This window comes from Pseudanabaena sp. PCC 9330, assembly GCF_055795045.1.
The window spans coordinates 78,740-105,388 of sequence record NZ_JAYFES010000117.1 but is presented as its reverse complement, the minus strand read 5'-3'; the positions used below and the strand labels follow the sequence as shown (position 1 = coordinate 105,388).

At 55.6% G+C, this 26,649-nt stretch carries 24 protein-coding genes; 11 read left to right on the top strand and 13 right to left on the bottom strand.

Going from position 1 to position 26,649, the window contains the following annotated elements:
• Positions 1-24: 24 nt before the first annotated feature.
• The 4 genes from AC0QKW_RS22665 to AC0QKW_RS22650 form a co-directional block, all read right to left on the bottom strand.
• Positions 25-2,466, bottom strand: a complete 2,442-nt coding sequence (locus AC0QKW_RS22665) for a DUF4912 domain-containing protein (protein ID WP_473153378.1) — start codon at positions 2,464-2,466, stop codon at positions 25-27.
• A 223-nt stretch (positions 2,467-2,689) separates the two neighbouring features.
• Positions 2,690-3,541 carry a KPN_02809 family neutral zinc metallopeptidase gene (gene ypfJ, locus AC0QKW_RS22660; RefSeq protein WP_473153377.1) on the bottom strand — a complete coding sequence of 284 codons (852 nt, stop codon included), beginning with the start codon at positions 3,539-3,541 and terminating at the stop codon, positions 2,690-2,692.
• A gap of 254 nt (positions 3,542-3,795) precedes the next feature.
• Entirely contained in the window at positions 3,796-4,365 is a 570-nt protein-coding gene (gene rimM, locus AC0QKW_RS22655) for a ribosome maturation factor RimM (protein WP_473153376.1), read from the bottom strand.
• Positions 4,365-5,648, bottom strand: coding sequence for a valine--pyruvate transaminase (locus AC0QKW_RS22650; RefSeq protein ID WP_473153375.1), 1,284 nt, complete (start codon positions 5,646-5,648; stop codon positions 4,365-4,367). Before AC0QKW_RS22650 ends, rimM begins: the two co-directional genes overlap by 1 nt.
• Before the next feature lie 584 nt (positions 5,649-6,232).
• On the opposite strand from AC0QKW_RS22650, the gene AC0QKW_RS22645 reads away from it, so the two are divergent.
• Complete coding sequence (locus tag AC0QKW_RS22645) at positions 6,233-7,006, top strand: hypothetical protein (RefSeq protein WP_473153374.1); 774 nt, start codon at positions 6,233-6,235, stop codon at positions 7,004-7,006.
• Between the two features lie 11 nt (positions 7,007-7,017).
• Positions 7,018-8,271, top strand: a complete 1,254-nt coding sequence (locus AC0QKW_RS22640) for a DUF4231 domain-containing protein (RefSeq protein WP_473153373.1) — start codon at positions 7,018-7,020, stop codon at positions 8,269-8,271.
• A 112-nt stretch (positions 8,272-8,383) separates the two neighbouring features.
• Here the strand turns inward: AC0QKW_RS22640 and AC0QKW_RS22635 are convergent, their stop codons facing one another.
• Both AC0QKW_RS22635 and AC0QKW_RS22630 read right to left on the bottom strand, forming a co-directional pair.
• Positions 8,384-9,127 carry a phycobilisome rod-core linker polypeptide gene (locus AC0QKW_RS22635; RefSeq protein WP_473153372.1) on the bottom strand — a complete coding sequence of 248 codons (744 nt, stop codon included), beginning with the start codon at positions 9,125-9,127 and terminating at the stop codon, positions 8,384-8,386.
• A 357-nt stretch (positions 9,128-9,484) separates the two neighbouring features.
• Positions 9,485-10,066, bottom strand: a complete 582-nt coding sequence (locus AC0QKW_RS22630) for a phycobiliprotein lyase (protein WP_473153660.1) — start codon at positions 10,064-10,066, stop codon at positions 9,485-9,487.
• A 728-nt stretch (positions 10,067-10,794) separates the two neighbouring features.
• Between AC0QKW_RS22630 and AC0QKW_RS22625 the strand changes: the two genes are divergently transcribed.
• The 8 genes from AC0QKW_RS22625 (at position 10,795) to AC0QKW_RS22590 (ending at position 16,746) form a co-directional block, all read left to right on the top strand.
• Complete coding sequence (locus AC0QKW_RS22625) at positions 10,795-11,313, top strand: phycocyanin subunit beta (RefSeq protein WP_473153371.1); 519 nt, start codon at positions 10,795-10,797, stop codon at positions 11,311-11,313.
• Between the two features lie 91 nt (positions 11,314-11,404).
• Positions 11,405-11,893, top strand: coding sequence for a phycocyanin subunit alpha (gene cpcA, locus AC0QKW_RS22620; RefSeq protein WP_473153370.1), 489 nt, complete (start codon positions 11,405-11,407; stop codon positions 11,891-11,893).
• A 103-nt stretch (positions 11,894-11,996) separates the two neighbouring features.
• Positions 11,997-12,809 (top strand): phycobilisome rod-core linker polypeptide, encoded by an 813-nt coding sequence (locus tag AC0QKW_RS22615; RefSeq protein WP_473153369.1) that lies wholly within the window; start codon positions 11,997-11,999, stop codon positions 12,807-12,809.
• A 243-nt stretch (positions 12,810-13,052) separates the two neighbouring features.
• Positions 13,053-13,928: a phycobilisome rod-core linker polypeptide gene (locus AC0QKW_RS22610; protein ID WP_473153368.1), complete on the top strand. Its 876-nt coding sequence runs from the start codon at positions 13,053-13,055 to the stop codon at positions 13,926-13,928.
• Between the two features lie 90 nt (positions 13,929-14,018).
• Complete coding sequence (locus AC0QKW_RS22605) at positions 14,019-14,243, top strand: phycobilisome linker polypeptide (protein ID WP_473153367.1); 225 nt, start codon at positions 14,019-14,021, stop codon at positions 14,241-14,243.
• Between the two features lie 33 nt (positions 14,244-14,276).
• Positions 14,277-15,110: a HEAT repeat domain-containing protein gene (locus AC0QKW_RS22600; RefSeq protein WP_473153366.1), complete on the top strand. Its 834-nt coding sequence runs from the start codon at positions 14,277-14,279 to the stop codon at positions 15,108-15,110.
• Positions 15,111-15,201: 91 nt separating this feature from the next.
• A complete protein-coding gene (locus tag AC0QKW_RS22595) occupies positions 15,202-15,840 on the top strand; it encodes a HEAT repeat domain-containing protein (RefSeq protein ID WP_473153365.1) in 639 nt (212 codons plus the stop codon).
• A gap of 165 nt (positions 15,841-16,005) precedes the next feature.
• The gene (locus tag AC0QKW_RS22590) at positions 16,006-16,746 is read left to right on the top strand and encodes a WecB/TagA/CpsF family glycosyltransferase (RefSeq protein WP_473153364.1); all 741 of its coding nucleotides are present in this window, start codon (positions 16,006-16,008) and stop codon (positions 16,744-16,746) included.
• Between the two features lie 149 nt (positions 16,747-16,895).
• Here the strand turns inward: AC0QKW_RS22590 and AC0QKW_RS22585 are convergent, their stop codons facing one another.
• The 3 genes from AC0QKW_RS22585 to AC0QKW_RS22575 all read right to left on the bottom strand — a co-directional run bounded on the left by AC0QKW_RS22585 (position 16,896) and on the right by AC0QKW_RS22575 (position 20,549).
• On the bottom strand, positions 16,896-17,858 hold the full coding sequence (locus AC0QKW_RS22585; protein ID WP_473153363.1) for an RNA polymerase sigma factor, RpoD/SigA family: 963 nt from the start codon (positions 17,856-17,858) through the stop codon (positions 16,896-16,898).
• A gap of 105 nt (positions 17,859-17,963) precedes the next feature.
• Positions 17,964-19,898, bottom strand: coding sequence for an ABC-F family ATP-binding cassette domain-containing protein (locus tag AC0QKW_RS22580; RefSeq protein WP_473153362.1), 1,935 nt, complete (start codon positions 19,896-19,898; stop codon positions 17,964-17,966).
• A gap of 129 nt (positions 19,899-20,027) precedes the next feature.
• The gene (locus AC0QKW_RS22575) at positions 20,028-20,549 is read right to left on the bottom strand and encodes an NADPH-dependent FMN reductase (protein WP_473153361.1); all 522 of its coding nucleotides are present in this window, start codon (positions 20,547-20,549) and stop codon (positions 20,028-20,030) included.
• A 384-nt stretch (positions 20,550-20,933) separates the two neighbouring features.
• On the opposite strand from AC0QKW_RS22575, the gene AC0QKW_RS22570 reads away from it, so the two are divergent.
• On the top strand, positions 20,934-21,578 hold the full coding sequence (locus AC0QKW_RS22570) for a hypothetical protein (protein ID WP_473153360.1): 645 nt from the start codon (positions 20,934-20,936) through the stop codon (positions 21,576-21,578).
• 106 nt (positions 21,579-21,684) lie between these two features.
• Here AC0QKW_RS22570 and AC0QKW_RS22565 read toward each other — a convergent pair whose 3' ends face one another.
• The 4 genes from AC0QKW_RS22565 to uvrB all read right to left on the bottom strand — a co-directional run bounded on the left by AC0QKW_RS22565 (position 21,685) and on the right by uvrB (position 26,561).
• Entirely contained in the window at positions 21,685-22,212 is a 528-nt protein-coding gene (locus tag AC0QKW_RS22565) for a hypothetical protein (protein WP_473153359.1), read from the bottom strand.
• Positions 22,213-22,241: 29 nt separating this feature from the next.
• Positions 22,242-22,688, bottom strand: a complete 447-nt coding sequence (locus AC0QKW_RS22560) for a Tse2 family ADP-ribosyltransferase toxin (RefSeq protein ID WP_473153358.1) — start codon at positions 22,686-22,688, stop codon at positions 22,242-22,244.
• Between the two features lie 154 nt (positions 22,689-22,842).
• Positions 22,843-24,003 carry an AlbA family DNA-binding domain-containing protein gene (locus AC0QKW_RS22555; protein ID WP_473153357.1) on the bottom strand — a complete coding sequence of 387 codons (1,161 nt, stop codon included), beginning with the start codon at positions 24,001-24,003 and terminating at the stop codon, positions 22,843-22,845.
• 554 nt (positions 24,004-24,557) lie between these two features.
• Entirely contained in the window at positions 24,558-26,561 is a 2,004-nt protein-coding gene (gene uvrB, locus AC0QKW_RS22550; protein ID WP_473153356.1) for an excinuclease ABC subunit UvrB, read from the bottom strand.
• Positions 26,562-26,649: the final 88 nt, after the last annotated feature.

Genomic DNA, 26,649 nt, shown 5'->3' with positions numbered 1-26,649 from the left:
CTTTCAAAAGCCGCTTGACGCAGACTAGGCAGCGGGTACGCGCACATGGAGCGATCGCACCAGCTGGAGCCACTGACCATCGTCGGTGAGATAGCCCAGCTCCGCCACGTAGTCGCGATCGGGGGTGAGAATGGGCACGTGGCGATCGGTGTCATCAGATTGCAGAATGTACTCCTGGGTAGCGTGGGGAGGCTGGTAATCTAGCTCCAGGTTGGTCGCGTCGTGAATGCGCAGGGCCAAAGCTTTGCCGCCTTCTTCGATCAGCGCCGTCCGGTGAATGGGGGCTGTTTCCCAATAGGCATAGGCAGCGTCGGCCCCTCGGGGCACCAGAATGATCTTGCTCTCAGCCCCCATGTCAGACCGTAGGCCCACCCCAGCCGCCTGCGTTTCAGCGACGACGGCTTCACCAGTGCGATCCCAAAGGCCGGTTACTGCGCCACCCCCAGCGGCGGCGGCAGCAGCTGTCACAGCCGTGCCGGTCAGCGTGGTGACGCCAGTGGCCAGAGCGGCAGCTTTAGCCTGTACGGTGTCCGCTCCACCCAACGGACAGGCCGGTACCCGCACTGACTGAGACTTGGCTAGGGCCTGCCACTGATAATTGCTGTCGACATAGCCGATCTCAACTAGGTAGTCGCGATCGTCAACGGCGACGGGCAGATGCAGATCGCCAGGGGTCTCAAGAGGAGCGTTAAACTCTTGCAGACTATTGAGACCATGGCCGTTGCCGGGCAGCTCCGTCACGTCGTAGAGCCGGGCCTTAAGGGCGCGCGCCCCAGTCTTGAGGTCGTCTACGGTACTCTGGGGCAGCTCCCAGTAGACGTAGGCATTTTTGCAGTCGCGGGGAGCGAGAATGACCCGTGTCGGGGCGGCGGTCTCAGCGGGGCGGGCCATGGCGGCGGCACCTAGACCTGCCGCTCCTAGACCTGCCGCGCCTAGGCCAGCAGCAGCGGCGGCCGCAGCACCAATGCCAGGGGCGGCAGGGGGCACGGTGCTGGGGCAGGCGGGCACTCGCACGTGGGTCGATCGCACCAGGGCGTGCCAGTCGCTATCGTTGCCCACATAGCCCAGCTCAACTAGATAGTCGCGATCGTCGACGCCTATGGGCAGGTGGCGATCGCCCACGGCCACGGTATCGCAGCCAAACTGGTGGGTGCTGTGGGGCGCTTGGCGATCGACATCGGCAATATCGGTCACATCGTGCAGCTTCAGCGCTAGGGAAAGATTTTGATCGCGCAGAGCCTGCACTTCGGCCTCGGGCAGTTCCCAGTAGGCGTAGGCGTCGCGGCAGTTGCGGGGAGTGAGAATAATGCGGCGATCGGGATCTGCCCCCAGGGGAGCCGCCGCCAGGGGAGTCGCCACCGGGGCACGATCTTTTAGCAGCCACCAGAGCAGACCGCCCAGGACTGGCAGGGCCAGCAGCCAGGGCCACCAGGGCAGCCTACGGGCTGGAGCTGGCGCGGGAACAGGTTCGGCCTGTTCGAGAGTGGTTTCTGGAGTAGTCTCTGGAGTGGCCTCTGGGGTAGCTGTGGCTACGGGTTCAGGCTCTGTCGCCGACTCAGCCGTGGCTGCGGCCCGAGCCGCTTCGATCAGCGCCTCGCTGTTGGGGTTGACCGCCAAGCCCAAAAAGGCCAGGGTCGCTGGGCTGGCCGTCTGCGGATTGTAGGCGTAGGTGAGGGGCTGAGAAAAGGGGTAACGCTGGTCGTCGGGCAGGGTGTCGTGCATGGGCACGATCTTGACTGCTGGGTTGTTGATGGCCTGCTCTGCAATGATGTAGCTAATGCTGTTTTCGTCGAGGCTGTCGGCAATCTCGTCAATGCTGGCCTCAGGCAGGGTCACAGCACTAGATACGGCTTCAAATGGGGCTTCCTGGAAGACAGGATAGCTGCGAAAGGCCTGGCGAGTGTCGCTGTCTTCGGGGTGGTCAACCAGCACGATGGGGGCGTCTTGACCACCCACCTCAGACCAGTTGGTGATTTCGCCGCGAAAAATTTGGGCAAACTGCTCAACGGTGAGGCTGCCGGCAAAGGAATTGGCGGGGCTGACCAGGATGGCAATTTTGCGGCGCGACACGGGCACTTCCTGTAGCCCTTCACTGAGTTCTGCGTCGGTGAGGCTGCGCCCGAGGGCGGCCAAGTCGGTGTCGCCGTCGATCAGCGCCTGAATGGCGTTGTTGGCGCTGTCGTAGTCAACCACCACCTCAGCATCGCTGTACTGGCTCGAAAAGCGCGATCGCAGCGCCTCATTCACCAGGCGCATGGCCTCTGAACTTTCAATATTCAGGCGGCTACCGGGTTCGAGGGAGGCGGGCAGCTCAACCCCTTCCAAAGCAGCGGGCACCTGGGCCAGCAGGGCACCATCTCGCTCAAACCATAGGGTAGCTGTGACTACTAGGGGCGCGGTGGCCAGCCAGAAGCTCGATCGCCTCCAGGGGCTGCTGTGAGCATTTGCGCTGTAGCGTTTGGACATAAGCAGGCACCAAAATATTTCAGAATTTTCAGAATTCAAAAAATGGATGATAGAAGCTGGACGCTTGAAATAGCGCAGCCAAAAATAACGCGGCAGCCGAAATTTGCCTACCTTAGGTGCCGAAGTCTACGGTTGGACAATGCTGCTTTTTGCTCTCGGAGCTTAGATCAGAAACATAAGAAATTCATAAAAGTAAAGCTAGGGGCAAAGCCAGGTTTAGGGTTTAAACCCTGGGCATATCAAAGGTGTTGCACTGATTGATGTCACCGGTCTCGATACCGCGATAAAACCACTCTGCCCGCTGCTGAGACGACCCGTGGGTAAAGGAGTCAGGAGTAACATATCCTTGCGCCTCCATCTGGAGGCGATCGTCCCCAATTTGGCTGGCGGCGTTGAGGGCAGCCTCGATATCGCCCTCCTCGAGAATGTTGCGAGACACCTGGGCACGGTGGGCCCAGACCCCAGCAAAACAGTCGGCCTGAAGCTCTAGACGCACCGACAGATCGTTGGCCTCGACTCGGCCTACCCGCTGCTGGGCCCGCTGCACCTGATTCGAAATGCCCAGCAGATTTTGCACATGATGGCCCACCTCATGGGCAATCACATAGGCCTGGGCAAACTCTCCTGGAGCCCCGTGGCGCACAGCCAAATCGTTAAAAAAGCTGGTGTCGAGATAGACCTTTTGATCAGCCGGGCAGTAAAACGGCCCCATCGCCGACTTGCCCAACCCGCAGGCCGACTGGGTAGCCCCAGAGTAGAGCACCAAGTTGGGTTCCTGGTAGCGGGCACCAAATTCGGAGGCAAAAATGCCGTGCCAGGTGTCTTCGGTCTCTCCCAGCACCGCTGCGACAAAATCTGCCGAGCGATCGCGCTCTACCTGAGAGGTCTGAGGTGCATTGTCGTAGGGGCTAACCGCTACCCCTGGCTGTAGCACCACCGACGGATCGCCGCCCAAAAACGCCACTAGCAAGGCCATGATTAACGCCCCAATACCACCAATGGCTGGGCCACCGGGCACACCCATACCTCGGCGATCGTCTACGTTGGTGCTCCGCCGACTCGATTGCCACTTCATGGGGTCGTCTCCTGCTGGTTAAACGCTCTGCTGGTTTTTTTGCTAAGAATAGCGTCTCTGTTCTAAATGCCGATTCTAAATGCCGATCGGTTTTAACAATTGGTTTAAAAGGTCATTACTTCTAAGCGTCTAAAGGGAAATTTTATTGCCCATAAGCAAACCCCGACCATCGAGAGATAGCCGGGGCGAGTTGGTCGTTCCATTTATGGTCGTTGAGTAAATACTAGAGTTTAAAGATAAGAAACCCATAAGAGCTAAGGGGTTAAAAGCCCCGCTGGAGGGTCAATTTCGAGGTATCCCTCAGCTAAATTAACCACCGGCACGATGGCGTTGACAAAGGGCACCAGCACCCGATGGGGCTTGTCAGTGCCTGCATTCTCTGCGTTTAGAGGATAGTAAGTAACTTCTAAGAGGTCGTTGCCCGCTTCAAACAAATCGGTCACCGTGCCAATCTCATCGCCCGTGGCCTGCACGATCACCCGCAGCCCCAGCAGGTCGGCCACATAAAACTCGTCGGGGTCAAGCTGGGGGCGATCGCCTGCGGGCACCAACAGCACTGCATCTCGCAGGGCTTCGGCGCGATCGCGGCTGTCTACCCCCGCCAGTTGCACCACATAAATGCCCTTGCCCTCCACGTAGCGCCCCCGCACCAGCTCCACTGGCTCGGGGGTGAGGCTACGGGGGCGCTTGAGCCAGCGCTGCCCTGGGTCTACAAACCGCTCCGGAAAATCGCTGCTAGGATACACGCGCACCTCACCCTTCACCCCCTGGGGGGCGACAATGCGGCCAATTTCAACCCATTCGTCGGCAGTGGTCGGTGTCATCAGGCGGGTACCGTCGCGGCCTGGTAGATCTCGCTCACCAAAGCGCCGAGGCGAGTGGCCGCCTCGGTCAACTCTCCAGGGCTAGCGGTCAAGCTGAGGCGCAGACACTGGCGGGTGTGGGGCCAATCTTCGCGCAGCCCAGGAAAGAAAGGACTGCCAGGCACCACAATAACCCCCCGCTGCTTGAGCTGTTGGTAGAGATCTTGGTCAGTAATCGGCAAATGGTCGAACCACAGCCAGGCAAAAATGGCTCCCTCACCGTTGTGCAAGTACCAGGGCAAATCTTGGGGTAGAGCGCGATCGAGAGCCGCTTCGAGCACGGCAAACTTATCTTGATAGTAGGGGCGAATCACCTGCTCAGACAGATGGGCCAGCTCGCCCGAGGCAATGGCTCGGGCCGCGATCGCCTGCCCGTAGCGCGACGAGTGAATGCAGAAGTTGGTCTGAAAACACTCTAATACTTGAATAATGGCCGGATCGCCAATCGCCACCCCCAGCCGCTCCCCCGGTAGCCCCGCCTTTGACAGACTCATGCAGTGCACAATGTTGTCGCCAAACACCGGCTCCATGGCGGTAAAGTTGAGCGCTGGGTAAGGGGGCGCGTAGGCCGAGTCAACCAGTACCGGTACATTGTGAACAGCAGCTAGGTCAGCGATGTGGCGCACATCTCTGCCGCTGAGCACGTTGCCCGTCGGGTTGCAGGGGCGAGAAAACAGCACAAACCCCGTATCAGCGGTAATGCTCAGCTGGCTAAAGTCGGGCCGATAGCGAAACCGGTGGGCGCGCTCATCCCCATCGATCGCCGGACGGCAGGCCCGCACCGCCTTAGGTACGAGAGAAATGCCGCCATAGCCAGTGTAGTCAGGGCTGAGGGGCAGCACAATATCTTTCATTCGCCCTGTGGCGTGGTAGCCGCCTAAAGCATTGGCCGCCAAAAAATACAGCGCCTGGCTACCGGGGGTAATCAAAATGTGGCGATCGCTCAACGCCAGCCCGTAGCGCTGGTTAAAGTCATCTTTAATAGCCTCAATGAGAGGCTCGTAGCCCTGGCTAGTGCCGTAGCGACAGACTACATTGCCGTACTCAGAACTGGCCAACAGCGCTTGGGTACAGTCGCGCCAGAGCTGCTCGATCTCAGGCAAAATTACCGGGTTGCCCGCACTGAGGTTAATAAACTGCCGCCCCACCCCCGCCTGCAGCGTCTGGGCAATGTCTTTCATAATGGCGCGCACCCCAGTCAGGTGAGACATTTCCTCGCCAAAGCGGGTTAGTTCTGGAGTCATAGGAGATGAGAGATGGAGGGGGGGGATAGGTCAGTACTACAAAATAACCAGATTAGTATAGTAACCTTGCAAGGCCTCAGCCATCGCCACCCCCAAATGGCAAAGGCTATCAGCAACTCTCATTTTGAGATATTTACCGTTCATCCTGAGCCTGTCGTTGGCGCTGCCTGCCCGCAGGGCGTGGGCTGAGCTGGTTGAAGCCTGAGCGAGATTCTCTAAGCTGAACAGTCAAAATGAGAATTACTGCGTCTCTACATAATGCTTGGTAGGAATTTAGAGCCTTGAGGCATAATAAACCAAACCAAAGTCAAACATTGGTAGCTTGCCTGCGGGCAACTACAGCTCCCAAGCTAGATTTGGTACAGCCGCCTTTTAGGTATAACCGCTTTTATAGAGTAGGCCAGCTGTCTAAACTGCCTGGGCAAGAGGGCCTCACCCCCCAACCTACGGCAGCAAAACTCTGTACACCCTCTAGCTGAAACCTGTTAAGGCTGGGTTACAAGCTCATGAACTAGCATTTTTTCCTAGGGTTGCATCCATGCCGACATCCTTTCAGTTCCCTTCTTGAACCGCATGGCCACCGCATGCTAGACACCTTTGCTACCGGCATTATTGACTTGCGCTTTCACAATGGGAACAGTGCTAAGGCGCTGTCTCTATCGCCGCATAACACCAGCCAGCAAGCTCTCAACCTGATGGGGCTGACAGCGCCCCGACCAGCTCTGGTGATTATTGGTGGAGCCAGTCTGATGACGCCTGAGAGTCTAGAGCAATTGCAGACTATCTTCAACCAGGTGTTGGCCCCTCTAGCCCAAGATCTAGGTCTGACCGTGCTTGATGGCGGCACTGATGCCGGAGTCATTCAAATGATGGGGCGGGCCAGGCAGCAGGTGGGGGGCAATTTCCCTCTGATTGGAGTAGCCCCTGAGACCAAGACTCGTCTGCCGGACTCCCCAGACAATGAGTCGCGCTATGCCCTAGAGCCCCACCACACTCACTTCTTTTTGGTGCCGGGCGAAAAATTTGGCAGCGAGTCGCCCTGGCTGGCAGAGTTTGCCGCCCACATTGCCACCGATCGCCCCTCATTGACGGTTTTGATCAACGGCGGCAAAATTGCCTTTACCGATCTGCAAGAAAATCTAGCCATTGGTCGCCCCACAGTGGTGCTGTCGGGCAGCGGTCGGTTGGCCGACAGCATTGCCGCCGCCATGGGTGGAGACTCAACGGCGGCGGAACCGGAGGTTTTAGCGCTGATTCACCACTATCAGCCTGGCGGCAAGCTGGCCCTCTTAAAGATGTCTACCCCAGTAGGCGAGATGCGCGATCGCCTGCAGCTTTATTTCACCTCCACCCCCTGACCTGACTCACCGTGGCCCATACTCTCCCCGACCCTCAGGATGCTTCTCCCGATCAACCCCTGGCTGCGCCAGGGCCTGACATCGACCCCATACCTCTGCTCAATACCGTTTGGGAACGGCAGCGAGCCTACAGCCAAAACGCCACCAATGCCCAGGAGCGATTTTTTACCCTAGAGCGCATCATTACCCTGCTCGCCGTTGCGGTAGTCGTGCTGGCGGTAGCCCAGCCCATTGTGCTCTACCGATTGATTGCTACCCCGGCTCTATTTGAGCAACGCTTGCCCTTTGACCTGTTGCTCAACCAGCCTCGCCATAACCTGCTGGGCAGTATTAACCTGCTGCTGATTGTCCTCCCCGTTACTATCACGGCGCTGCGGGCCTATGCCATAAAATTTAGCCGGGGCAACAGTTGGGTACTCCTGCGGGGGAGTGCCGAAGCCCTAAAAATGGAGATTTTCTACTTTCGCACTCGGGTTAAGCACTACCGCACCAACCGCAACGCCGAGCTTGCCAACCGCATTCAGCTGATTAGCAAGCGGCTCGAGGGCAGTGCGGTGCAGCAGCGAGCGCTATACCCTTACGAAAACCAGCCCCAGATGAAGGTGCATCTGGGAATTTTGCTGCGCGGGGGGCAGGCGATTTCTAGCTGGTTCAATCGTCTGATAGAGCGCTGCCTAGAGTTTCTGGTAGGCATCAGGGAAGAGGAAGCAGGAAAAAACGCTAGCCCCGGCCACGACGATCGCCTATCTGACCTTTCCCCTGAGGGCTACCTTCGGTATCGACTAGAAAATCAGTTTGATTGGTACCGCCGCAAAGCCCGAATCTACGATCGCCAGCATCAAATTGTGCAGACGAGTGCCTACATTTTTGGTGGCTTTGGCACGCTGCTAGCAGCGGTCGGCTTTCAGGCCTGGGTGGCGGTCACTGCGGCCCTGGCGGCAGCCTTTATCAGTTATTTAGAGTATCGCCGAATCGAGGCCACGGTCATGGGCTACACCCAGGCCGCCGATGCCCTCTACGACATTCGCACCTGGTGGCTGTCGCTCTCCGATGCTGAAAGAGCAAACTTTGACAACTTTGAAAAACTGGTGGTCAACACCGAAGAGACCATTCGCAGCGAGAACAATAGCTGGCTGCAAGACATGCAAGACCGCCTGGCAGACCTGTACGAATCGACCGCCAAGGACAAAGACCAACCGGCTGACAAGCCCGAGACCGAAGCCCATCTCCCCCCCGATCTGCCCAGCCAGCCCGATGAGGTCTAGAGCATCGGCTGTGTTGCCCCGCACCACGTTCTTATGACTGGGTTCGATCGACTATGAAAAGCCCGCCGATGCGATCGGCGGGCCAGGTCACAGGCGCAGTCAACGAGCAACGCTACAGACTAACCCAGCCAAACCAGGAGAGCACGGTGGCGATCGCAATCAACCCAAGGAAGATCGCCAGTCCGGCGGTGACGGCTCCAGCGGCTTTGCGCACGCCATCTGGAATCTCCATCCAGTCGGCCTGGGCCAGGCGGCGATCGGGCGAGAAGTCGTAGCCCAGGGCCTCTAGGGTGGTCAGATGATCAGCCGTGTAGCGGGGCGATCGCTCAAAGGGCAAATCTCCCTGCGATCGCTGGGGCAGCACCCGCCGCCGCTGGTAGGGCACCGTATTGTCGCCAAAACTAGTGGCATATTCTTCGCTGCCGATCAGGGCGTCTACCAAACCTTCAACCCCTTGGGTCGCCAGCACAATCGACCAGGCCAGAGTTTCTTTGTCATCGTAGATAGGACGCCCCAGCAGGCGCTGCACGCACAGCTCAGCAAAACGGTAGTTATTGTTCACCTCATAGTTCCAGGTGCGAAAAGCATCCGAAACTACCAGCCCCCGGACAAAGTCTTTTACCGAAATCAACCCCCCGCGAAGCTGTGACTCCAGCAGCGTTTGGCGGTTGCTCTTCAGCATTTGTTGCTCATGAAAAATCTGTCGATAGGCGGCAGTAATCAGAGCGTCAACATCTTCTACGGCATACCCTTGATCTAGGGTAAAAATTCCAGATTGCTCGTCTCCAGGGACTTCATAGCCCTCTACGCGCTGGTTTTGACTCCTGGGTGCATAGGCTAGTAGCGGCAAAGTCATGGCCATTTTTCCTCCATATGGAAAACAAAAAAGCATGAATCCTCAGCGGCTGAATCTGACCATGAATCAAGTTCAGATCGAGATCCATAGTTTTCTACAGGCGACACTCTACTGCTGAACTTGGGCAAGGTTTAATTAGCAGATTTCAGCCTTTTCTTCACTTCTAATCGTTGCCCATGTCGGGGGCAGAAGCGATTAAAGCTAAGCCTAAAAGAAGCAGGGATCAGACATTCTGATTTCGACAGGGAGAGTAACAAACAGTCACGTTTCTTTAAAAACAGGTCTTTAAAACCAGGGGTGGCGCTCTGGCCCATGGCCAAAACTCCACCCCTGGTGCTTGGGTATAGGTTTGTCGGGCTACCAACCAAAGGCCGACAGCGAGGCCAAAGCTTCCTCCGGCTGAGTCTCAGTCTGGGGCTCAACCAGACGCGACTCAGCGCAAAATGACGCTGTGCTAAAGCCGCCAAACCGCTTCACCACGCTGGTACGCAGGCGCAGGTTGGGGTTGGCAAACCAAAACCGCTCGATCGAGCTCATGGTGTCGTACTCGGTGATCAATAAAAGACCTCCATCGTCATCGATTTCGTAGCGCCCAATCACCGGCACAATCTCTGCGTAGCCTCGTTCGCGCAGCAGCTGACCCTGATGGGGGGTGTCGGCATCGGGTACAAGGGCAAACACAGTGCTGCCCTCATGGTTTTCATCCTCTTTATCCCAGGCCATGGCTCCCTGCCAGGTAACGTAGGCTCCACCCACAGCCAGGGTGGGGTCGACATCGTGAAGCTGGCAGATTTCGACCACGCGAGGGTCTGCTGCCTCTAGCGCTTCTACAGAGATGGCCGAACCACCCAACTCAGCACGGCGAAAGGGCAGGTGATGGGTGGTGCGCTGGGAGTTCCACTGGCCCGCACTCAGGCGAAAAAAGTCCATTACGTCCATGGGGCAGATCTCTGTTGCTCGGGTTTTCACTCGTGTTTTCATAATTGTGGCCTCAATGCCGCCCCAAAGCCAGCACGACCTGGTAACAGATGTATTGAGACCCCGGATCAGATCTTACCGCTAGCGGCCTCTGCTGCGCCCAGCCTCTAGACTGACGAATAGGTACTTTCGCTACAGACAGGAGCCTGCCGGGGCTAGTGAGGCTCTATGGGCAGGGGTAGCGCGATCGCAGCACCCCCTTTTTTCACCTTTGAGCCCATTTATATTACGCAATGTAAAGTTGCCTGAGAAGACTGGCGCTGGCCGCCCAATCCCCAGACCGCCCAGTGGGAGCTAATTCTTTCGCTTGCCCCCCCGTAGAGTCAGTGCTTTCCCTTAATAACTTGTAAAAAACAAAGACACACCAGCGGTGTATAAACATGTCTGGAGGGTTAATTGAATTAGCGAAAGCCAATTCAGGCAACGGTTTCAAGGAATGTTGCAGATCGCTTACAGAGAGGCTCATTCCTGTCTTCATAGACCATTTGCTTCAGGCCTGTTCGGCAGATTATGTAGAAGCTTGAACAACCTTGAAGAAATGTAAACTAGATGAGAAAACCGAACCCGCTGATCTTTAAGATCCTTCCTATAGATTGGTTAGGCAGCTCCGGCTGTAACTAATGATTAACTTGGTCTTCTGACCGCTTTCAAGCAAACTCAGCGACAAAAATATTAGGAGATTTGAGTCGATGTTTGACGCATTCACTAAGGTTGTTTCCCAAGCCGACGCACGAGGCGACTTCCTCTCCACCGATCAAATTGATGCTCTGCAGCGCATGGTTGCCGACAGCAACAAGCGCATTGACGCGGTCAACCGCATCACCAGCAACTCTTCCAAGATTGTGTCTGATGCTGCCCGCGCTCTGTTCTCTGAGCAGCCCCAGCTGATCGCTCCCGGTGGCAACGCTTACACCAACCGTCGCATGGCTGCCTGCCTGCGCGACATGGAAATCATCCTGCGCTACGTCACCTATGCTGTCTTCTCCGGCGATTCCAGCGTTCTCAACGATCGCTGCCTGAATGGCCTGCGTGAGACCTACGTTGCTCTGGGTACCCCCGGTGCTTCCGTAGCTGCTGGCGTTGAAAAGATGAAAGCGGCCGCTATCGCTATCGTTAACGACACCAACAACATCACCCCTGGTGATTGCAGCTCCCTCGTTTCCGAAATCGGTAGCTACTTCGACCTGGCTGCAGCTGCGGTTGCCTAGGCTAACGCTAAGTCCTAATGGGTTACGCCCTCGGGCGTAGCGTCTCTGTCATCTGTTCATTCGCTGTGAAGACAAAGGAGAACCTTAAATTATGAAAACCCCCTTAACCGAAGCTGTTGCAGCAGCCGATTCCCAAGGCCGTTTCCTGAGCAGCACCGAATTGCAAGCTGCTTTCGGTCGCTTTCGTCAGGCTCAGTCTGGTCTAGAAGCTGCTAAAGCTCTGACCACCAAGGCTGACTCCCTGGTGAGCGGTGCTGCCCAAGCCGTGTACAACAAGTTCCCCTACACCACCCAAATGCAGGGGCCTAACTACGCAGCTGACGAGCGCGGCAAAGCCAAGTGCGCCCGCGACATCGGCTACTACCTGCGGATGGTGACCTACAGCCTGATCGCTGGCGGCACTGGTCCTATGGATGAGTACCTGGTAGCTGGTCTGGATGAAATCAACAGCACCTTTGAACTGTCTCCTAGCTGGTACGTGGAAGCTCTGAAGTACATCAAAGCCAACCACGGTCTGTCTGGCGACGGCGCTGTTGAAGCCAACTCCTACATCGACTATGCCATCAACGCTCTAAGCTAGTTTGGCATTGTGCCCGGAGGGGCAGACAGTTGTTAGCGACTTTGTTAGCGATTGTTTGTGACTCCGGGCATTGTTGTATCTGTATAGTCCCAAGGAGGCAACCATGGCAGTTACGACTGCAGCGGGACGCCTTGGCGTCTCGCCCTATCAAGAGTCAACGCGGGTAGAACTCCGGCCTAACTGGACTGAGGGCGATGTGGAAGCAGTGATTCGGGCTGCTTACCGTCAGGTCTTTGGCAACCAGTACATTATGGCTAGCGAGCGCAATACCAGCGCTGAGTCTTTGCTGCGGCGGGGAGAGATCTCGGTTCGCGATTTTGTGCGGGCTTTGGCCCTCTCTGATCTCTATCGGGATAAGTTTTTCCTGAGCGGGCCACAAAATCGCTTTATTGAGCTGAACTATAAGCACCTGCTGGGCCGAGCGCCCTATAGTCAGGACGAAATTGCCTTTCACACCGATCTTTATAACACCTACGGCTACGCTGCGGAAATCAATTCCTACCTTGATTCCCAAGAGTACCGCGACAATTTTGGGGACAATGTGGTGCCCAGCTATCGTGGTCATCTGACTCAGCGGGGCCAGAAGACGGTTGGGTTTAGCCGCTTCTTTCAGCTCTATCGGGGCTATGGTACCAGCGATCGCGCCCAAGGGGTGCGATCGCAGCTGGTGTCCGAAATTGCCAAAAATTCTTCCTCGCCCGTGGGTAGCGGGGCTACTGGAGCTGCCATCGTGGGCGGATCTGGGGGCGATCGCGAGAAACTCTATCGAGTGCGGGTTACCCAGGCTGCCCGGCCCGGCAGCCCCCAGGTGCGCCGCACCTGCACCGAGTTTTTGGTGCCCTACGAGCAACTGTCTCGCAAGCTGCAACAAGTTAACCGCTCCGGCGGTCGGGTAATCAAAGTCGACCTGGCCTAGGCTAGGGCTTTAATACCTTTCTGGCGGAGTGCTGAGTCCTGCTGAGGCAGGGCTGTAATGGCTATCCCATTGGGCTCAGGGCGGTAGAACTGCGGTTCGCAACCGACCTGAGTGTAGTGGATTTAGCCTGAGGCACTCCGTCGTTTTTTTCTGTGTTGATTGTCTGTGTTGATTGTCTGTGTGGATCGGTTGAGCCTACGCTCACCCGGTTGACCTTACCCTTTTGATAAGGAGGATACCCCTGTGCCTATTACAACAGCTGCATCCCGTTTGGGAACCGCAGCCTATGACGAAACGTCGCCCGTAGAGTTACGCGCCAACTGGACCGCTGACGATGCTGAGGTGGTGATTAACGCCGTCTATCGTCAACTGCTGGGCAACGACTACCTGATGAAGTCTGAGCGGCTGGTCGGGGCTGAGTCGCTGCTAAAAAATGGCTACATCAGCGTTCGCGATTTTGTGCGCGCCGTCGCCAAGTCTGAGCTATACAAAGAAAAGTTTTTCTACGGCAACTTTCAGACCCGCGTGATCGAGCTGCACACCAAGCACTTGCTGGGCCGTGCTGTCTACGACGAGTCTGAGGTCGTTGAGCACCTCGATCGCTACGAGACCCAGGGCTACGACGCCGATGTAGACTCGTTCATCGACAGCGAAGAGTACCAGGCCAACTTTGGTGACAACACGGTGCCCTACTACCGCAGCTTTGTCTACCAGGCGGGTCAGCGCTCGGTGGGTTTTACCCGCATGTTTCAAATGTATCGGGGCTACGCCACCAGCGACACCTCCCAGGCGGGGGGCAAAAAGTCTCGCCTAGCCGGTGAACTGGGCCGCAACACCTCCTCCTCGGTGATTGCCCCCACCAGTGCAGCGGCGGGCTGGTCGTCTCAGGCCAACAAACTGGCTACCCCCAGCCAAGCCCTAGGTGGGTCGACCCCCTACGGTGCTGGTGCGGGCAAGGTGTACCGGGTTGAGGTCGTTGGGGCCAACCTGCCCCGCTACCCCAAGGTGCGGCGCATCAACACCGCCTACCTGGTGCCCTACGAACAGCTGTCGGCCAAGCTACAGCAGATTCACAAGCAGGGTGGCCGAGTAACCAGCGTGACCGCTGCTAGCCTCTAGGTTAAATAGCCGATGGGCGCACCCCTAAGCCTGCGCCCATCGGCATGAAATGTTGGATTCGAGTTATTGCAACGACCAGGAGAGTTTCCTATGCTTGCTCAAAATGTCCTTGGCAGCCAAGCCAGCAATCGTGTCTTTCTCTACGAAGTTGAGGGGCTACGCCAAAACGACGCCACTGACAAAAATAACTATCCTATCCGCCAGAGCGGTAGCACCTTCATCAAGGTACCCTACAGCCGCATGAACGAAGAAATGCTGCGGATTAGCCGTATGGGCGGAAAGATCGTCAGTATTCAGCCGTTGGCTTCTAACTAGACTATTGAGCTAACGCTGGAGACGTCTGGAGCTATGGGTCAGCATTCGCCGCAGTTAGTCAACGCCGGGGGAGAGTCTCTGACGGTCGATCAGGCGATCGCCAATCTGCGCCAGACTGTCGATACGGGGCTGCGCTACTATGCGGCTTGGTGGCTAGGGCGCTTTCGGGTGGCCGTGCCTGAGGCAGTTGAGGCACTGGTGATGGCCTTACAAGATGAGGGCGATCGCGCCCCCGACGGCGGCTATCCGCTGCGGCGCAATGCAGCGCGGGCATTGGGCAAGCTGGGCGATCGCACAGTTGTTCCTGCCCTCATCGCATGTCTCGACTGTGACGACTACTACGTGCGCGAGGCGGCGGCCCAGGCGCTAGAATCCCTGGGCGATCCCCAGGCGATTCCAGCACTGCGGGGGTTGCTAGAGGGCGGACTGGCGGCGGCGGTCGCCGTCCCCGACAAGCCCCACCTGGTACAGCCCTACAACGCAATTTTGGAAGCCCTGGGTACCCTGGGGGCCACCGGCATGGTTGAAGAGATTGCGCCGTTTTTAGATCATGAAGTGGCCCAGGTGCAAAACGCCGCCACCCGCGCCCTCTACCAGCTCACGGGGGATGGTACCTACTGCGATCGCCTGGTGCAGCGCCTGCAAGAGCCCAACCTGCAACTGCGGCGATCGGCGATGATGGATCTGGGGGCGATCGGCTACTTGCCTGCGGCGGGGGCGATCGCCGCCACCCTGGCCGAAAACAGCCTCAAGCTGATCGCCCTGCAAGGTGTGATTGAATCACACCTGCGTCAGTCTGAATTTCCTACCGTGGGTTTGAGCGACGACGCCCGCCAGGTTTTAGCCCTGATGGATGGGTTGCTATAGGGAGTTGCCAGGTGGTTAAAGACCATTCTCCATCGCCGCTCACACCAAAGACTTTTTGACTGCACTGACAAGGACTGGAGACTCTCTCAGCGTGGGCGCAACCGTAGCAGAGCTGATTAACGCCGTTGATGCCGCCGATTCTAAAGGTGCAATGGTGGTGGCCGTGAATAATCTGGCCGCCGCTAAAGATGCTGCCGCCATCTCTACCCTGATCACCGTGCTCGGCTACAACAACCCCGGCGCGGCGGTGGCGGCGGTAGATGGCCTGGTGGCCCTGGGCAGTGGCGCCGTACCCACCCTACTCGAAGCAATCGACGGCTATAACTATGGGGCACGCGCCTGGGCAATTCGTGCCCTGGCGCTGATCGGCGACCCGCGCGCGCTGCCCGTGCTGCTAGACACTACCAAGGGAGACTTTGCCCTCAGTGTGCGCCGTGCCGCCGCCCGCGGCTTGGGTACGATTGACTGGGCACTGCTGCCTACTGACCAGGTCGCGGCCCGTCAGCGTGAGGTGTTAGACGTGTTAACCGGGGCCACCACCGACTCAGAGTGGGTCGTGCGCTACGCCGCAGTAGCCGGGCTACAGACCCTAGCGACCAGTCTGGTAGAACCCGGAGAGCAGCAACCACAGATTCTCGCCACTCTCTATCAGGTCTTGCAAAAGGATGAAACCCTGGCTGTGCAGGCCCGTGCCCGATTGGCTTTAGATGCCCTTGAAGAGCTCCATTAAAGCCTTGAGCTCGATGTTGAGAAATGCAACACATTCATTCAATTTCAAGGTATGGTCTCTATGGTTAATGCGCAGGCAAAGGCCTCGGGCCAGTAGGGCATTGTCTTAGACAGTTTAGACTGGTCGTTAGGCGCACAGCAGACATGGAGAGGCAGAGAGGGTTTTATGGTGTTGACAGGTCGGTCAAATACCCCGGAAGTGCTTAAGGTGATGGGGCTACCCGTCCACTGGCGAGCTGACTATGCGGGCTGGCTGGTCGATCAATACCGCCAGGGGCATGGTGTCCATGTGGTCACGCTCAATGCTGAGATGGCTATGCAAGCTGACCAAAATCCCGATCTCCGCCAGGTCATTGTCAATGCCGAACTGGTTATCCCCGACGGGGCTGGGGTGGTGCTGTACTTTCGCAGCAAAGGGCAACGCATTGAGCGCTCTCCAGGTATTGAGCTGGCAGCTACAGTGCTCAAGCACCTTTCGCCCAAAGAAACAGTCTTTATGTATGGTGGTGTGCCCGGTGTGGCCGATCGCGCTGGTGTCTATTGGCAGCGACAGCTAACCGGGCTAAAAATTGTGGGTACCCAGCACGGCTACCTTGGCCCTGAAGACCAGCCCGAGTTTTTGCGCCATCTAGAGGCGCTCCAGCCCAGCGTTATTTTGGTAGGTATGGGTGTGCCTCGCCAAGAGCTGTGGATTCGCGACCACCGTCATCTCTGTCCCAACAGCATTTGGATTGGCGTCGGGGGCAGTTTTGATATCTGGGCGGGGGTCAAGTCTCGCGCCCCTGGGTGGATGTGCGATAACCACCTGGAGTGGCTCTACCGCCTGTATAAAGAGCCCTGGCGCTGGCGGCGGATGATGGCCCTGCCCCACTTTGCCTGGCGATCGCTCACCTACTCAGCCCGCTAGCCCCAAGTATTTACAGATCCGTTAATGCTGTACAACCCCTACCAATCGGCCTTACAGAATCCCGATTCCCAAAAGGCCAAATCGTAGGGGCAAACGGTTGTTTGACCTGCTGAATCGGGGATAGCCAAGGCGGATTTGGTGTCAAGCCCCTACCCAGCCAAATAGGCTCTCAGATCTTGGCGGGCGTAGCGGAGCTTTTTAATCGCATCGCGCTCAATCTGGCGCACTCGCTCGCGGCTGACGTTGAGCTGTTGCCCCACCTTAGACAGCGATAGCCCCTCGCCGCTGCCGAGGCCAAACCTTAGCACCAGTACCTCCCGCTGCTGAGGCGTCAGGCGATCGAGAATTCTCAGGATGTCTTGCTTGAGGCTGTTTTGGGTGGCGTAGTCTTCGGGCGATCGCCCCTGGTCGTCTTCGAGCATGTCGGCCAGCTCGGTGTCGCCTTTGTCGCCCACCAGGGCGTTGAGAGACATGGGCTGCTGCGACTGGGCCAAAAACTGCCGCACTTGGGTCAGGGGTAAATCTAGGTGGTTGGCCACTTCTTCTAGGGTCGCGGTGCGGCCCAGATCTTGGGCGAGCTGGCGCTGGGCGCGCTTGATCTTGCTCAGCTTTTCAAAGATGTGAATGGGTAGGCGAATCGAGCGGCTCTTCTCAGCGATCGCCCGGGTAATTGCCTGACGAATCCACCAGTAGGCGTAGGTCGAAAAACGAAAGCCCTTGGTGGGGTCAAACTTCTCGACCCCTCGCTGCAACCCGAGGGTGCCCTCTTGCACCAGATCCATCAGATCGAGGTTGCGCTTAGTATATTTTTTGGCGATCGACACCACTAGCCGCAGATTGGCTTCTACCATGCGACGGCGGGCCATCTCACCGGCCTCCACCTGCTGCTGAAGATCTTCTAGAGATAGATCGGCTGCCGCTGCCCATTCTTCCAATGTGGGCGGCTGCCCCAGACTCTCGGCGAGGGTCTCGCGCTGGGCAGTGAGCTCATTGAGCTGTTGCACCCGCTTACCCAGGAAAATTTCCTCGTCGCGGGACAGCCGAGAGATGCGGCCAATTTCTTTCAAGTAGGCCTGAACAGAATTGCTGGAGGCGAAAGTAGTTTGAGCCATAGAGCGGGTTTGGTTAAGCATTTAACTTAACTATCACTATGGCAAGCTCCAGTGATCTACACCTCTATCCCAGGGAGGGAAGCTAAGGAATGTTACAGGATCCGGCTATTCCATACGCTCAGCCAATTGCAGCCAGCGCTCGGTGGACGAGTCAATGGTGGCGGTGAGTTCGCCCAGACGTTTTGACAGCTTTTCCACCTCGCTATAGTCACTAGGTGGGTTGCCATAGAGCTGCTTTTCTAGGGCTTCTTTCTCAGCCTCCATGGCAGGAATTTGGGTTTCGAGCTGCTCGTATTCACGCTTTTCTTTGTAGGAGATCTTTTTAGGCTTGGCTTCAGCGGGCGGGCTCACCACCGAGGCGTTGACTTCTGGTTTTGGTTTCTGGCTTTCTTCTGCTTTCTGCCTTCTGCCTTCTGCTTTTTCTTCACCTATGGCCGACTTCTTGTGGTCTAAATACACCGAGTAGTTGCCGGGATAGTTACGCAGAATGCCGTCGCCCTCGAAGGCAAAGATGGTGTTGACGGTGCGATCGAGAAAGTAGCGATCGTGGGAGACCACAATCACGCAGCCGTTAAATTCCTCCAGGTATTCTTCGAGCACGCCTAGGGTTTGTACGTCGAGGTCGTTGGTGGGCTCGTCGAGAATGAGTAAATTTGGGGCCGCCAGTAGTACCCGCAGCAAAAACAGCCGTCGTCGCTCACCACCAGAAAGTTTCTCTAACGGCGCATACTGCTGGTTTGAGGTGAAGAGAAACCGCTCCAGCATTTGGGAGGCCGTGATCACGCTGCCGTCGTTGGTGGTGACCAGTTCGGCGGTTTCTTTGAGGTATTCGATCACCCGCTGGCTGGGGTTGGCAAACAGGTCTTCGGAGTGCTGGTCGAAGTAGCCCACATGGATGGTGCTACCAATGTCGACGGTGCCGGTGTCTGGCTCCAGCCGCCCGGTGATCACATTCATTAAGGTCGATTTGCCGACGCCGTTGGGGCCGATAATGCCGATGCGGTCGTCGGGGGCAAAGTCGTAGGTGAAGTCTTTGAATAACAGGCGGTTTTCGTAGCTTTTGGAGACATTCTCCAGCTCGATCACTTTCTTGCCAATGCGGCGACCGACGGTGGAAATATCCACCTTGCCGAGGGATTCTTTAAACTCGCGGTTTTGCATGTCGCCGATGCGATCGATGCGGGCCTTTTGTTTAGTGCTGCGGGCCTTGGGACCACGCTTCAGCCATTCCAGCTCGCGGCGCAGCACGCCAGCATGTTTCTTTTGGCTGCTCTGGTCGGCGGCTTCAGCCAGGGCTTTTTTCTCTAGGTAATAGGCGTAGTTGCCCGCATAGCTGTAGAGATCGCCCCGGTCAATTTCGAGAATGCGGTTGGTGACCTGGTCGAGAAAGTAGCGATCGTGGGTGATCAGCAGCAGCGCGCCGCGAAAGCCGCTGAGGTAGCTTTGCAGCCACTCTACCGATTCGGCGTCGAGGTGGTTGGTGGGCTCGTCCATTAGCAGGGCGTCGGGGTCGGCCAGCAGGGCAGCGGCGATCGCCACCCGTTTCCGATATCCCCCCGACAAATCGCCCACCCTGGCGTCAAAGTCGTCAATGCCCAGGCGGCTGAGAATGGCTTTGGCACTGCTTTCTAAGTCCCAGGCATCGGCGGCGGCAATTTTTTCAGATACCGTCGAGAGCCTGGCCATCAGGGCATCGGCGTCGCCAGTGCCCTGGGCCATGTGGTGGGAGATATCTTCGTACTCGCGAATTAGCGCCATCTGCTCGCCTGCATCGGCAAACACTTGCTCTAGCACGGTGCGATCGGCCTCAAAGTCGGGCTGCTGGGGCAGGTAGACAATCTTGGCCCCAGGGTTGACCCAAAAGTCGCCGCCATCAAAGGGCTCTAGCCCGGCGATCATCTTCAGCATGGTCGATTTGCCCGAGCCGTTGGTGCCAATCAGGCCAACTTTGTCGCCCTCCTCTAGGCTAAAGCTGGCATCGCGGAGAATTTCTTTGATGCCAAAGTCTTTAGTGGCCGATCGCAGGGTGAATAGAGTCATAGGGGCGTAGCAGCAAAGCCAGAGTGAAAAGAGCTAGATCGCAACATGGGCGGTGTAAACCACCTTCACAACTTTACCCTCCCTAGCCTCGATCTGCGGCGGGCCTGCCCAATCGGTGGTCAACCCCGTCTAGACAGTCGCCGGTACGCCCTTGTAGGAAGTTTCAAGCACATGGAGCTGGGCAACAAGGTCGGCGATCGACTCGGAGTTGGCGGGCTTTTGGGGGGTGGTCAACAGTTCTCGCCCTAGCACTGTGCAACCCAGGTGGGCAAACTGCTGGCGCATGGCCACCAGTACTTTTTGACCGCCGCCGCCGCTGTGGGTAGCCACCACCACCGGCCTGGTGTTGAACAGCGCCCGAAAGTCAGCGGTGCTCACCGACAGCCAGGCTATGGCATTGCTCAACACCGGAGGAATTGAGCCGTTGTACTCTGGTGCGCAGACAATCAGACCGCTGTGGCGCTTGAGGGCCTCTTCTAGCTTGACCAAGCCGTCGCCCGCGCCCTGGTCTTTATTCAGAGAGTCAAACATGGCTAGGTGTAGCTCGGGCAGGGCAATCACCTCAGCGGATAGCCCCTGAACAGTTGCTTGGGTAGCAAAGGCCTGAGCGAGGTCAAGGTTATTGCCATTGGTGGCAGATAGAATCAGCATTTTGGGTCAAAAGGTTAATGATAGTTTACAAAAGTGTGGTGTCTCTAATTTACCACTGCAATAGCTGTAACGACATCTCTCGGTCTACTCCCTAGGGCAGATGTTTTGTCATCGGCGGGTCAAACCTCTTAGAGAACAGGCCGTAGAGGCCAGAGTCGATGGTGAGCTGCATCTATGACCGTTCTGGGCTGTCGGCTCGAAGCGCCTGTGCAGAGGGTGCAGCATTGGCATGGCCGGGGTGCGGCGCGATCGCCCTCACAAACCCATCTCTATCGCTGGAGTTCTACCCTCGCTTTAAGATCGTTGGCTCAAAATTGGGCAACCTGAAAAAACAATGGGTTGGCCAATTTTGAGTCAATGAATCTGGGTCGGGGGAGCATGAGGATGCAGAAATCAGCGATCGCCTGTAGACCGCTTGCCGATTGGTTAGGGCAAAATGTTCGCTTTCAGGGATATTTAAGTCATTGGAAAACGGCTGACAGAACTGGCACCAAAGCTTGTCTATTGCAGCATATTGAGGTTGTGCCTTACAAAGGTTGCAAGGCGCAAGCGAGAGCGCTAAATCACATTTGGCTGTATTTAGGCGAAAAGGCCCAGGCTGAAACGCAGCTTGAGCGGTTTCGCGGATACCAGGCGGTTGGGCAAGTGGTGAGCTATAGGCGCAGCAATGGCACCAAAGATTTTGCCGTTGATATCCATTCCTATTTCCGTATCGAGTCTTACCTTGAACGGTTGCAGTTGTGTGCAGAACCGAGGCTCGATCACCTCAAAGTCAGGGCGAGACTGCTTGAAAAAGTGTTGACTTTGTTAGAAGCTGAGGAGCTAGATTTTGGCATTCAATCGTCCTACAAGGAGGTTTATCAGCACTTTCAGGAGGATTACGATTTTTGTCGCAGACAGGTTGAGATCAATGAGCGGTATGAGGAACAGAAACAGCATCGCTCCAGGCCAAATCCTGATATTCTCAAGTTTGCTTCAACGTCATCGAAGCCAACCAAAGTAGCCTGCAAAGGCTTTGCCGCCTCGTGACTCATCGGATAATGGGATGACTAGGTAAGCTTTGCGGAAGGTACTTTTTCAGCAGTTTCTCTTCTAACATTGCAGCCACTTCTGCATCCCACACTGTCGTTGCCAATCAGCTTGCCAGCAATAATTCATCCAGCTGATTCTTTAAGCTTGGAGATGCCATCAGCGGATTATAAATTTCACCCTCGTAGGGCAGCCAAACGTAACCAGGACTGAACGAACGATAGGCTGAAGGTAAGCCCATCTCTAACCCGACCTCTCTGGCCAAAACCAAACCGGGAATAGATAACTCAGAGGCATCTTCTAACAACTCACTGTAAGTCCTGAACTCATCAATTTCGACCCCAACTAAGGCGTATCGAAATTTGGGAGCAGATCGCAAATGCCTATAAAAGAGAATGCCTAACTCTGTCATGAGATAGGCGCTTTCTGAAGACTCAATACCAATCTCACTGATATTGTTAGGGCAAACCCGACACCACCAGTTGTCATCAACATCCTGAAACGTGGCGGTTTGACACTGGCACTGACGTCCGTTAGAGAGCGTCCAAGTCACTCCCTCAAAATGTTGAGAAAACAGCTCTGCCTTGCTTTTATCTGAGCCGCATTCTGCCGATAGGCTAAATATCCATGCCATTGCTGTAAGCTCCAGGTATCGATGCCTGATTACTCAACTCTTTCCCAATCGTTCTGAGTATTTGCCAGTGCTGCCTCGTATTTCTCTAAAAGCATTGTAGCGCTTGGCAGAATGCTGACGTGGGTGGGGCTATCTTGAACTGCTTCTAGATCGCCAGTGATCTTGCTGTCATCGATTTGCCAAAGTGGATCTCGACCTGTACCGCCAAACTCAGCGGGTTTACGAAAGGCTGGTAAACCCTCAATGGAAAGCGAGACAGACATGCCTTTTTCATTCCTGATGGCAACGGCTACAGTTTTCTGCGTATACTCGCGTTCTGCTTCTGGTCTTAAGCGACCTTCCCTATCAACACAACCAGAGGGCATTTGCTCAATATCAATGTCAATACCGGGTCTGACTCCCAACAGTCGAGCACTGCGCCCAATTTTAGGCTTGCCGTTGTTCTCTGCCATACCTCGGTAGTAGAGTTTCGCCATCCGTCAAACTGGTTCAAGTTTACAGAGCCGCAATGTTATTAAGGGTCTGACGTCCGCATAACGGTAAATTTGTGAGGCGGCAGATGACCTCGAATGTCCACTGACAACTTTCATTCCATCTGCACCAACACATTGCCAGGCATTTTTATACATCTCAGAAAAATCGATCGCCCATCACCTTGAGTTGTTCAAATGTCATTGACATCCTTTTCGAAGAGACAGAAATCATGAGTGTAGATTCTTTAGGCGTTGCAAGATTATCAGCATACGAAAAAACGGCCAACAAAATCTTTTGACTAATTTTACTGCCAATGTAAAAAGTCTTTGAGCAGATATATCTACCAGGTTGTAGATCTCCAAAATCAATTTTAATCATCATCTTTTCAGGAGTGCTTTCAATGCTTACATCACCAGGACTTTTATGAATGGAGTGAATACCTCTTAAAAACGCAGTGCTTTCAAGTCTATTTTTGCTAGGTCTTGATGGCAAATCAGATTCTTCCAAGACTATGGTTTCATCCCGACTGGAAGCTGTCAGTTCAATACGTACATTCTTAGCAGCGACTTTGCCAGTGTTTTTAACAACTAGCCGTACGGGTTGGCAAAGCCGACGAGTACACTCATAATCAGCTAGCTCACGATAAAAATTGGAGTTGATCTGATTGAACATGTCAGATTGCCAGAAATCATTCCTGGGATTAGATAGATCAGGAATTGAATAGTTTGATGGCATTTCGCAATACTCTGATTCCCAATCAAGCACAGAACCTATAGGCATTTCAGTTCTTATATCACAGAACTGAACAGAGACCAAAGCCTCTTCATGAGATGATCCCAGTCTCATTGTTGCAATCTCGTCAGGCAATGCAGGTTTCGTAGGATCAGTAGAGCTTCCCCTGCGAACATAGACCTCATTCTTCTTAAGCTTGCCGTAGTCACGCTTCAGATAAATAGGTCGCATTTGCTCTTCAATACTTATGATACCGAGCTGCTTGCCTTCAAAACAAAATGCTTCATATTGAAATCTTACCGGATGGTTGGTCAAGTTATTGATAAACTGTTGAAGTGCATGATCTTGCAAATGGCTACTCGGGGAAATGCCGACGATTCTTCCACGATCACCTCGAACCTCTTCTACTCCGATGAGGATGTATGCAGTGACTCTACGCCAAGCATTAGCAAAGCCTAGAATATCTTTAAGCAACTCCGACTTTTCCTCATCTGTTGCTTTTGAAAACAGATATTGCTCTTTCTTAAAATCAAGAGTATTTCCTTCTTCTTCGTATAAAAGTTGTTCGAATTGCTCTTGCTTCATGGCTCATAAATAGTCAATAGACCTCAACTTATATTTTCGCTTATCAGCATTTCTGTGGCAGACCGCTTTAGTACACCTAACAATTTATTATGCTGACAGTTTCCGCATAAATGCCTTGTACAGGATGGTTATACGGACGGTTTCCGCATTATTTACCTGGGGAGGGTAGTTATATGGAAAGTTCACACAGAATATCCTTACTACTGGTAGGCACCTAAAAATTTCTGTATAGCTTCATAAAGACTGGCATAGGCGGTGCATTCACTCCACGGTTGACGAGGAGCGTCTGTAGCCGTGCTCTTTATACCTTAAGTCGTTCAACAGAACGGTGACCACACAAAACTCGAAAACTTTGACGCTGTCCGAAGGTGGTGGCACACCAACGAACAGCTAACCCCGCAAATCTACTCAGCTGATTGCCAGGCTATGTTTGCTCGTACCCTAGCTCCCCTAGTTTGCACTTCAGCTGCGGGCGCTAGGGTTTTCGCGTTCTGTCTTCCTCCCTGTTTCTAAGTACAAGGCATTGAGGTAGGCGATCGCCCCTGGATGATTCTTTACGATCGCTTGCCCAAGAGCTGATCGCGCAGGGATTTGATGCGATCGCGAAACTTAGCCGCCTCTTCAAAGTCCAGGTTTTTCGCTGCTTCTTTCATCTGCTTTTCAAACTGACCAATCAGTTCAGGAATTTCTTCCAACGGCAGCTCTTCTTTGTGTTCGTAGACCTCCTCTAGCTCGTGGGCGCTGAGGCGGCGAGAGACTTCGAGAAACGACAAAATCGAGTTGCTGTTGCGGCGAATAATCGAAGTGGGGGTGATGCCATTCGCCTCGTTGTGGGCGGTTTGAATGGCGCGGCGGCGCTCGGTTTCGCTGATCGCTTTGGCCATGCTGTCGGTGAGGTTGTCGGCATAGAGAATCGCCTGACCGCGAATGTGGCGGGCGGCACGACCGATGGTCTGAATCAGCGATCGCTCAGCCCGCAGAAACCCTTCTTTATCCGCATCCAAGATCGCCACCAGGGAAACCTCGGGCAAATCGAGCCCTTCTCGCAGCAGGTTGACCCCCACCAGCACGTCGTACAAGCCCTCCCGCAGGTCTTGGATGATCTCAATGCGCTCGATGGAGTGGATCTCGGAGTGCAGGTAGCGCACCCGCACCCCGTGCTCGTCGAAATAGTCGGTCAGGTCTTCGGCCATGCGCTTGGTCAGGGTGGTGATCAGCACCCGTTCCTGCCGCGCCGCTCGCTCTTTGATTTCGCCCAGCAGGTCATCGACCTGGCCTTCGGTGGGGCGCACAAAGATCTCGGGGTCGAGCACCCCCGTGGGGCGAATGATCTGCTCGACTACTTTATTCTCGGAGATCTCCATCTCCCAGTTGCCGGGGGTGGCGGAGACAAAGATGCACTGGTTCACCTTGTCCCAAAATTCTTCCGCCTTTAGGGGGCGGTTGTCGGCGGCGCTGGGGAGGCGAAAGCCGTGGTCGATCAGCACCATCTTGCGGCTGCGATCGCCGTTATACATGCCGTGAATCTGCGGAATGGTGACGTGGGACTCATCGATCACCAGCAGCCAATCTTTGGGAAAGTAGTCGAGCAGGCACTCTGGCGGCGACCCGGCGGTGCGCCCGGCTAAGTGGCGAGCGTAGTTTTCTACGCCGTTGCAGTAGCCCACCTCGCGGATCATTTCCAGATCGTAGCGGGTGCGCTGCTCTAGGCGCTGGGCCTCCAGCAGTTTGCCTTCTTTCTCTAGCTCCTCCAGGCGTTCCTTCAGCTCGTCTTGGATGGCTTGGCAAGCCTCTTCAATGCGATCGTCGGGGGTGACAAAGTGCTTGGCGGGGTAGATGCTCAGGCCTTCCATGCTTTGCAGGGTGGCTCCAGTGATCGGGTCCACGTAGCGCACAGCATCGATTTCGTCGCCAAAGAACTCAATGCGAATGATCCGGTCTTCGTAGGCGGGGCCGATCTCCAGCACGTCGCCCTTGACTCGAAATTTGCCTCGGCCCAGATCCAAATCGTTGCGCTCGTACTGAATCGAGGCCAGATCGCGCAGCACCTGGCGCTGGTTGACCTCCATGCCCACGTGCAGCGGAATCGACGCCTTCAGGTATTCGGACGGAATCCCCAGACCGTAGATGCAGCTGATCGAGGCGACTACGATTACATCTTTGCGCTCGAACAGGGAGCGGGTGGCCGAGTGCCGTAGCATGTCGATCTCGTCGTTGATCGAGGCGGTCTTGGCGATGTAGGTGTCGGTGGTGGGAATGTAGGCCTCAGGCTGGTAGTAGTCGTAATAGCTAATGAAGTACTCGACCGCGTTGTCGGGGAAAAACTCGCGCAGCTCGTTGCAGAGCTGCGCCGCCAGGGTTTTGTTGTGGGCCAGCACCAGGGCGGGTTTGCCAATTTTGTCGATGACGCGGGCAACAGTGTGGGTTTTGCCCGTGCCCGTGGCCCCCAGCAGAGTCTGGTACTTGGTCTGATCTTGGAGGAATTGGGTCAGGCCTGCGATCGCCTTTGGCTGGTCGCCCGTGGGTTCAAAGGGAGCCTGAATGTTGAAGTCGCCCATAGGTCACCAAGGAACGATACAAAGACACTAGTACATCTCTTCATGATGCCTGATTTTTTCCGGGGTGGTGGTTATCTGGGTGACTGAC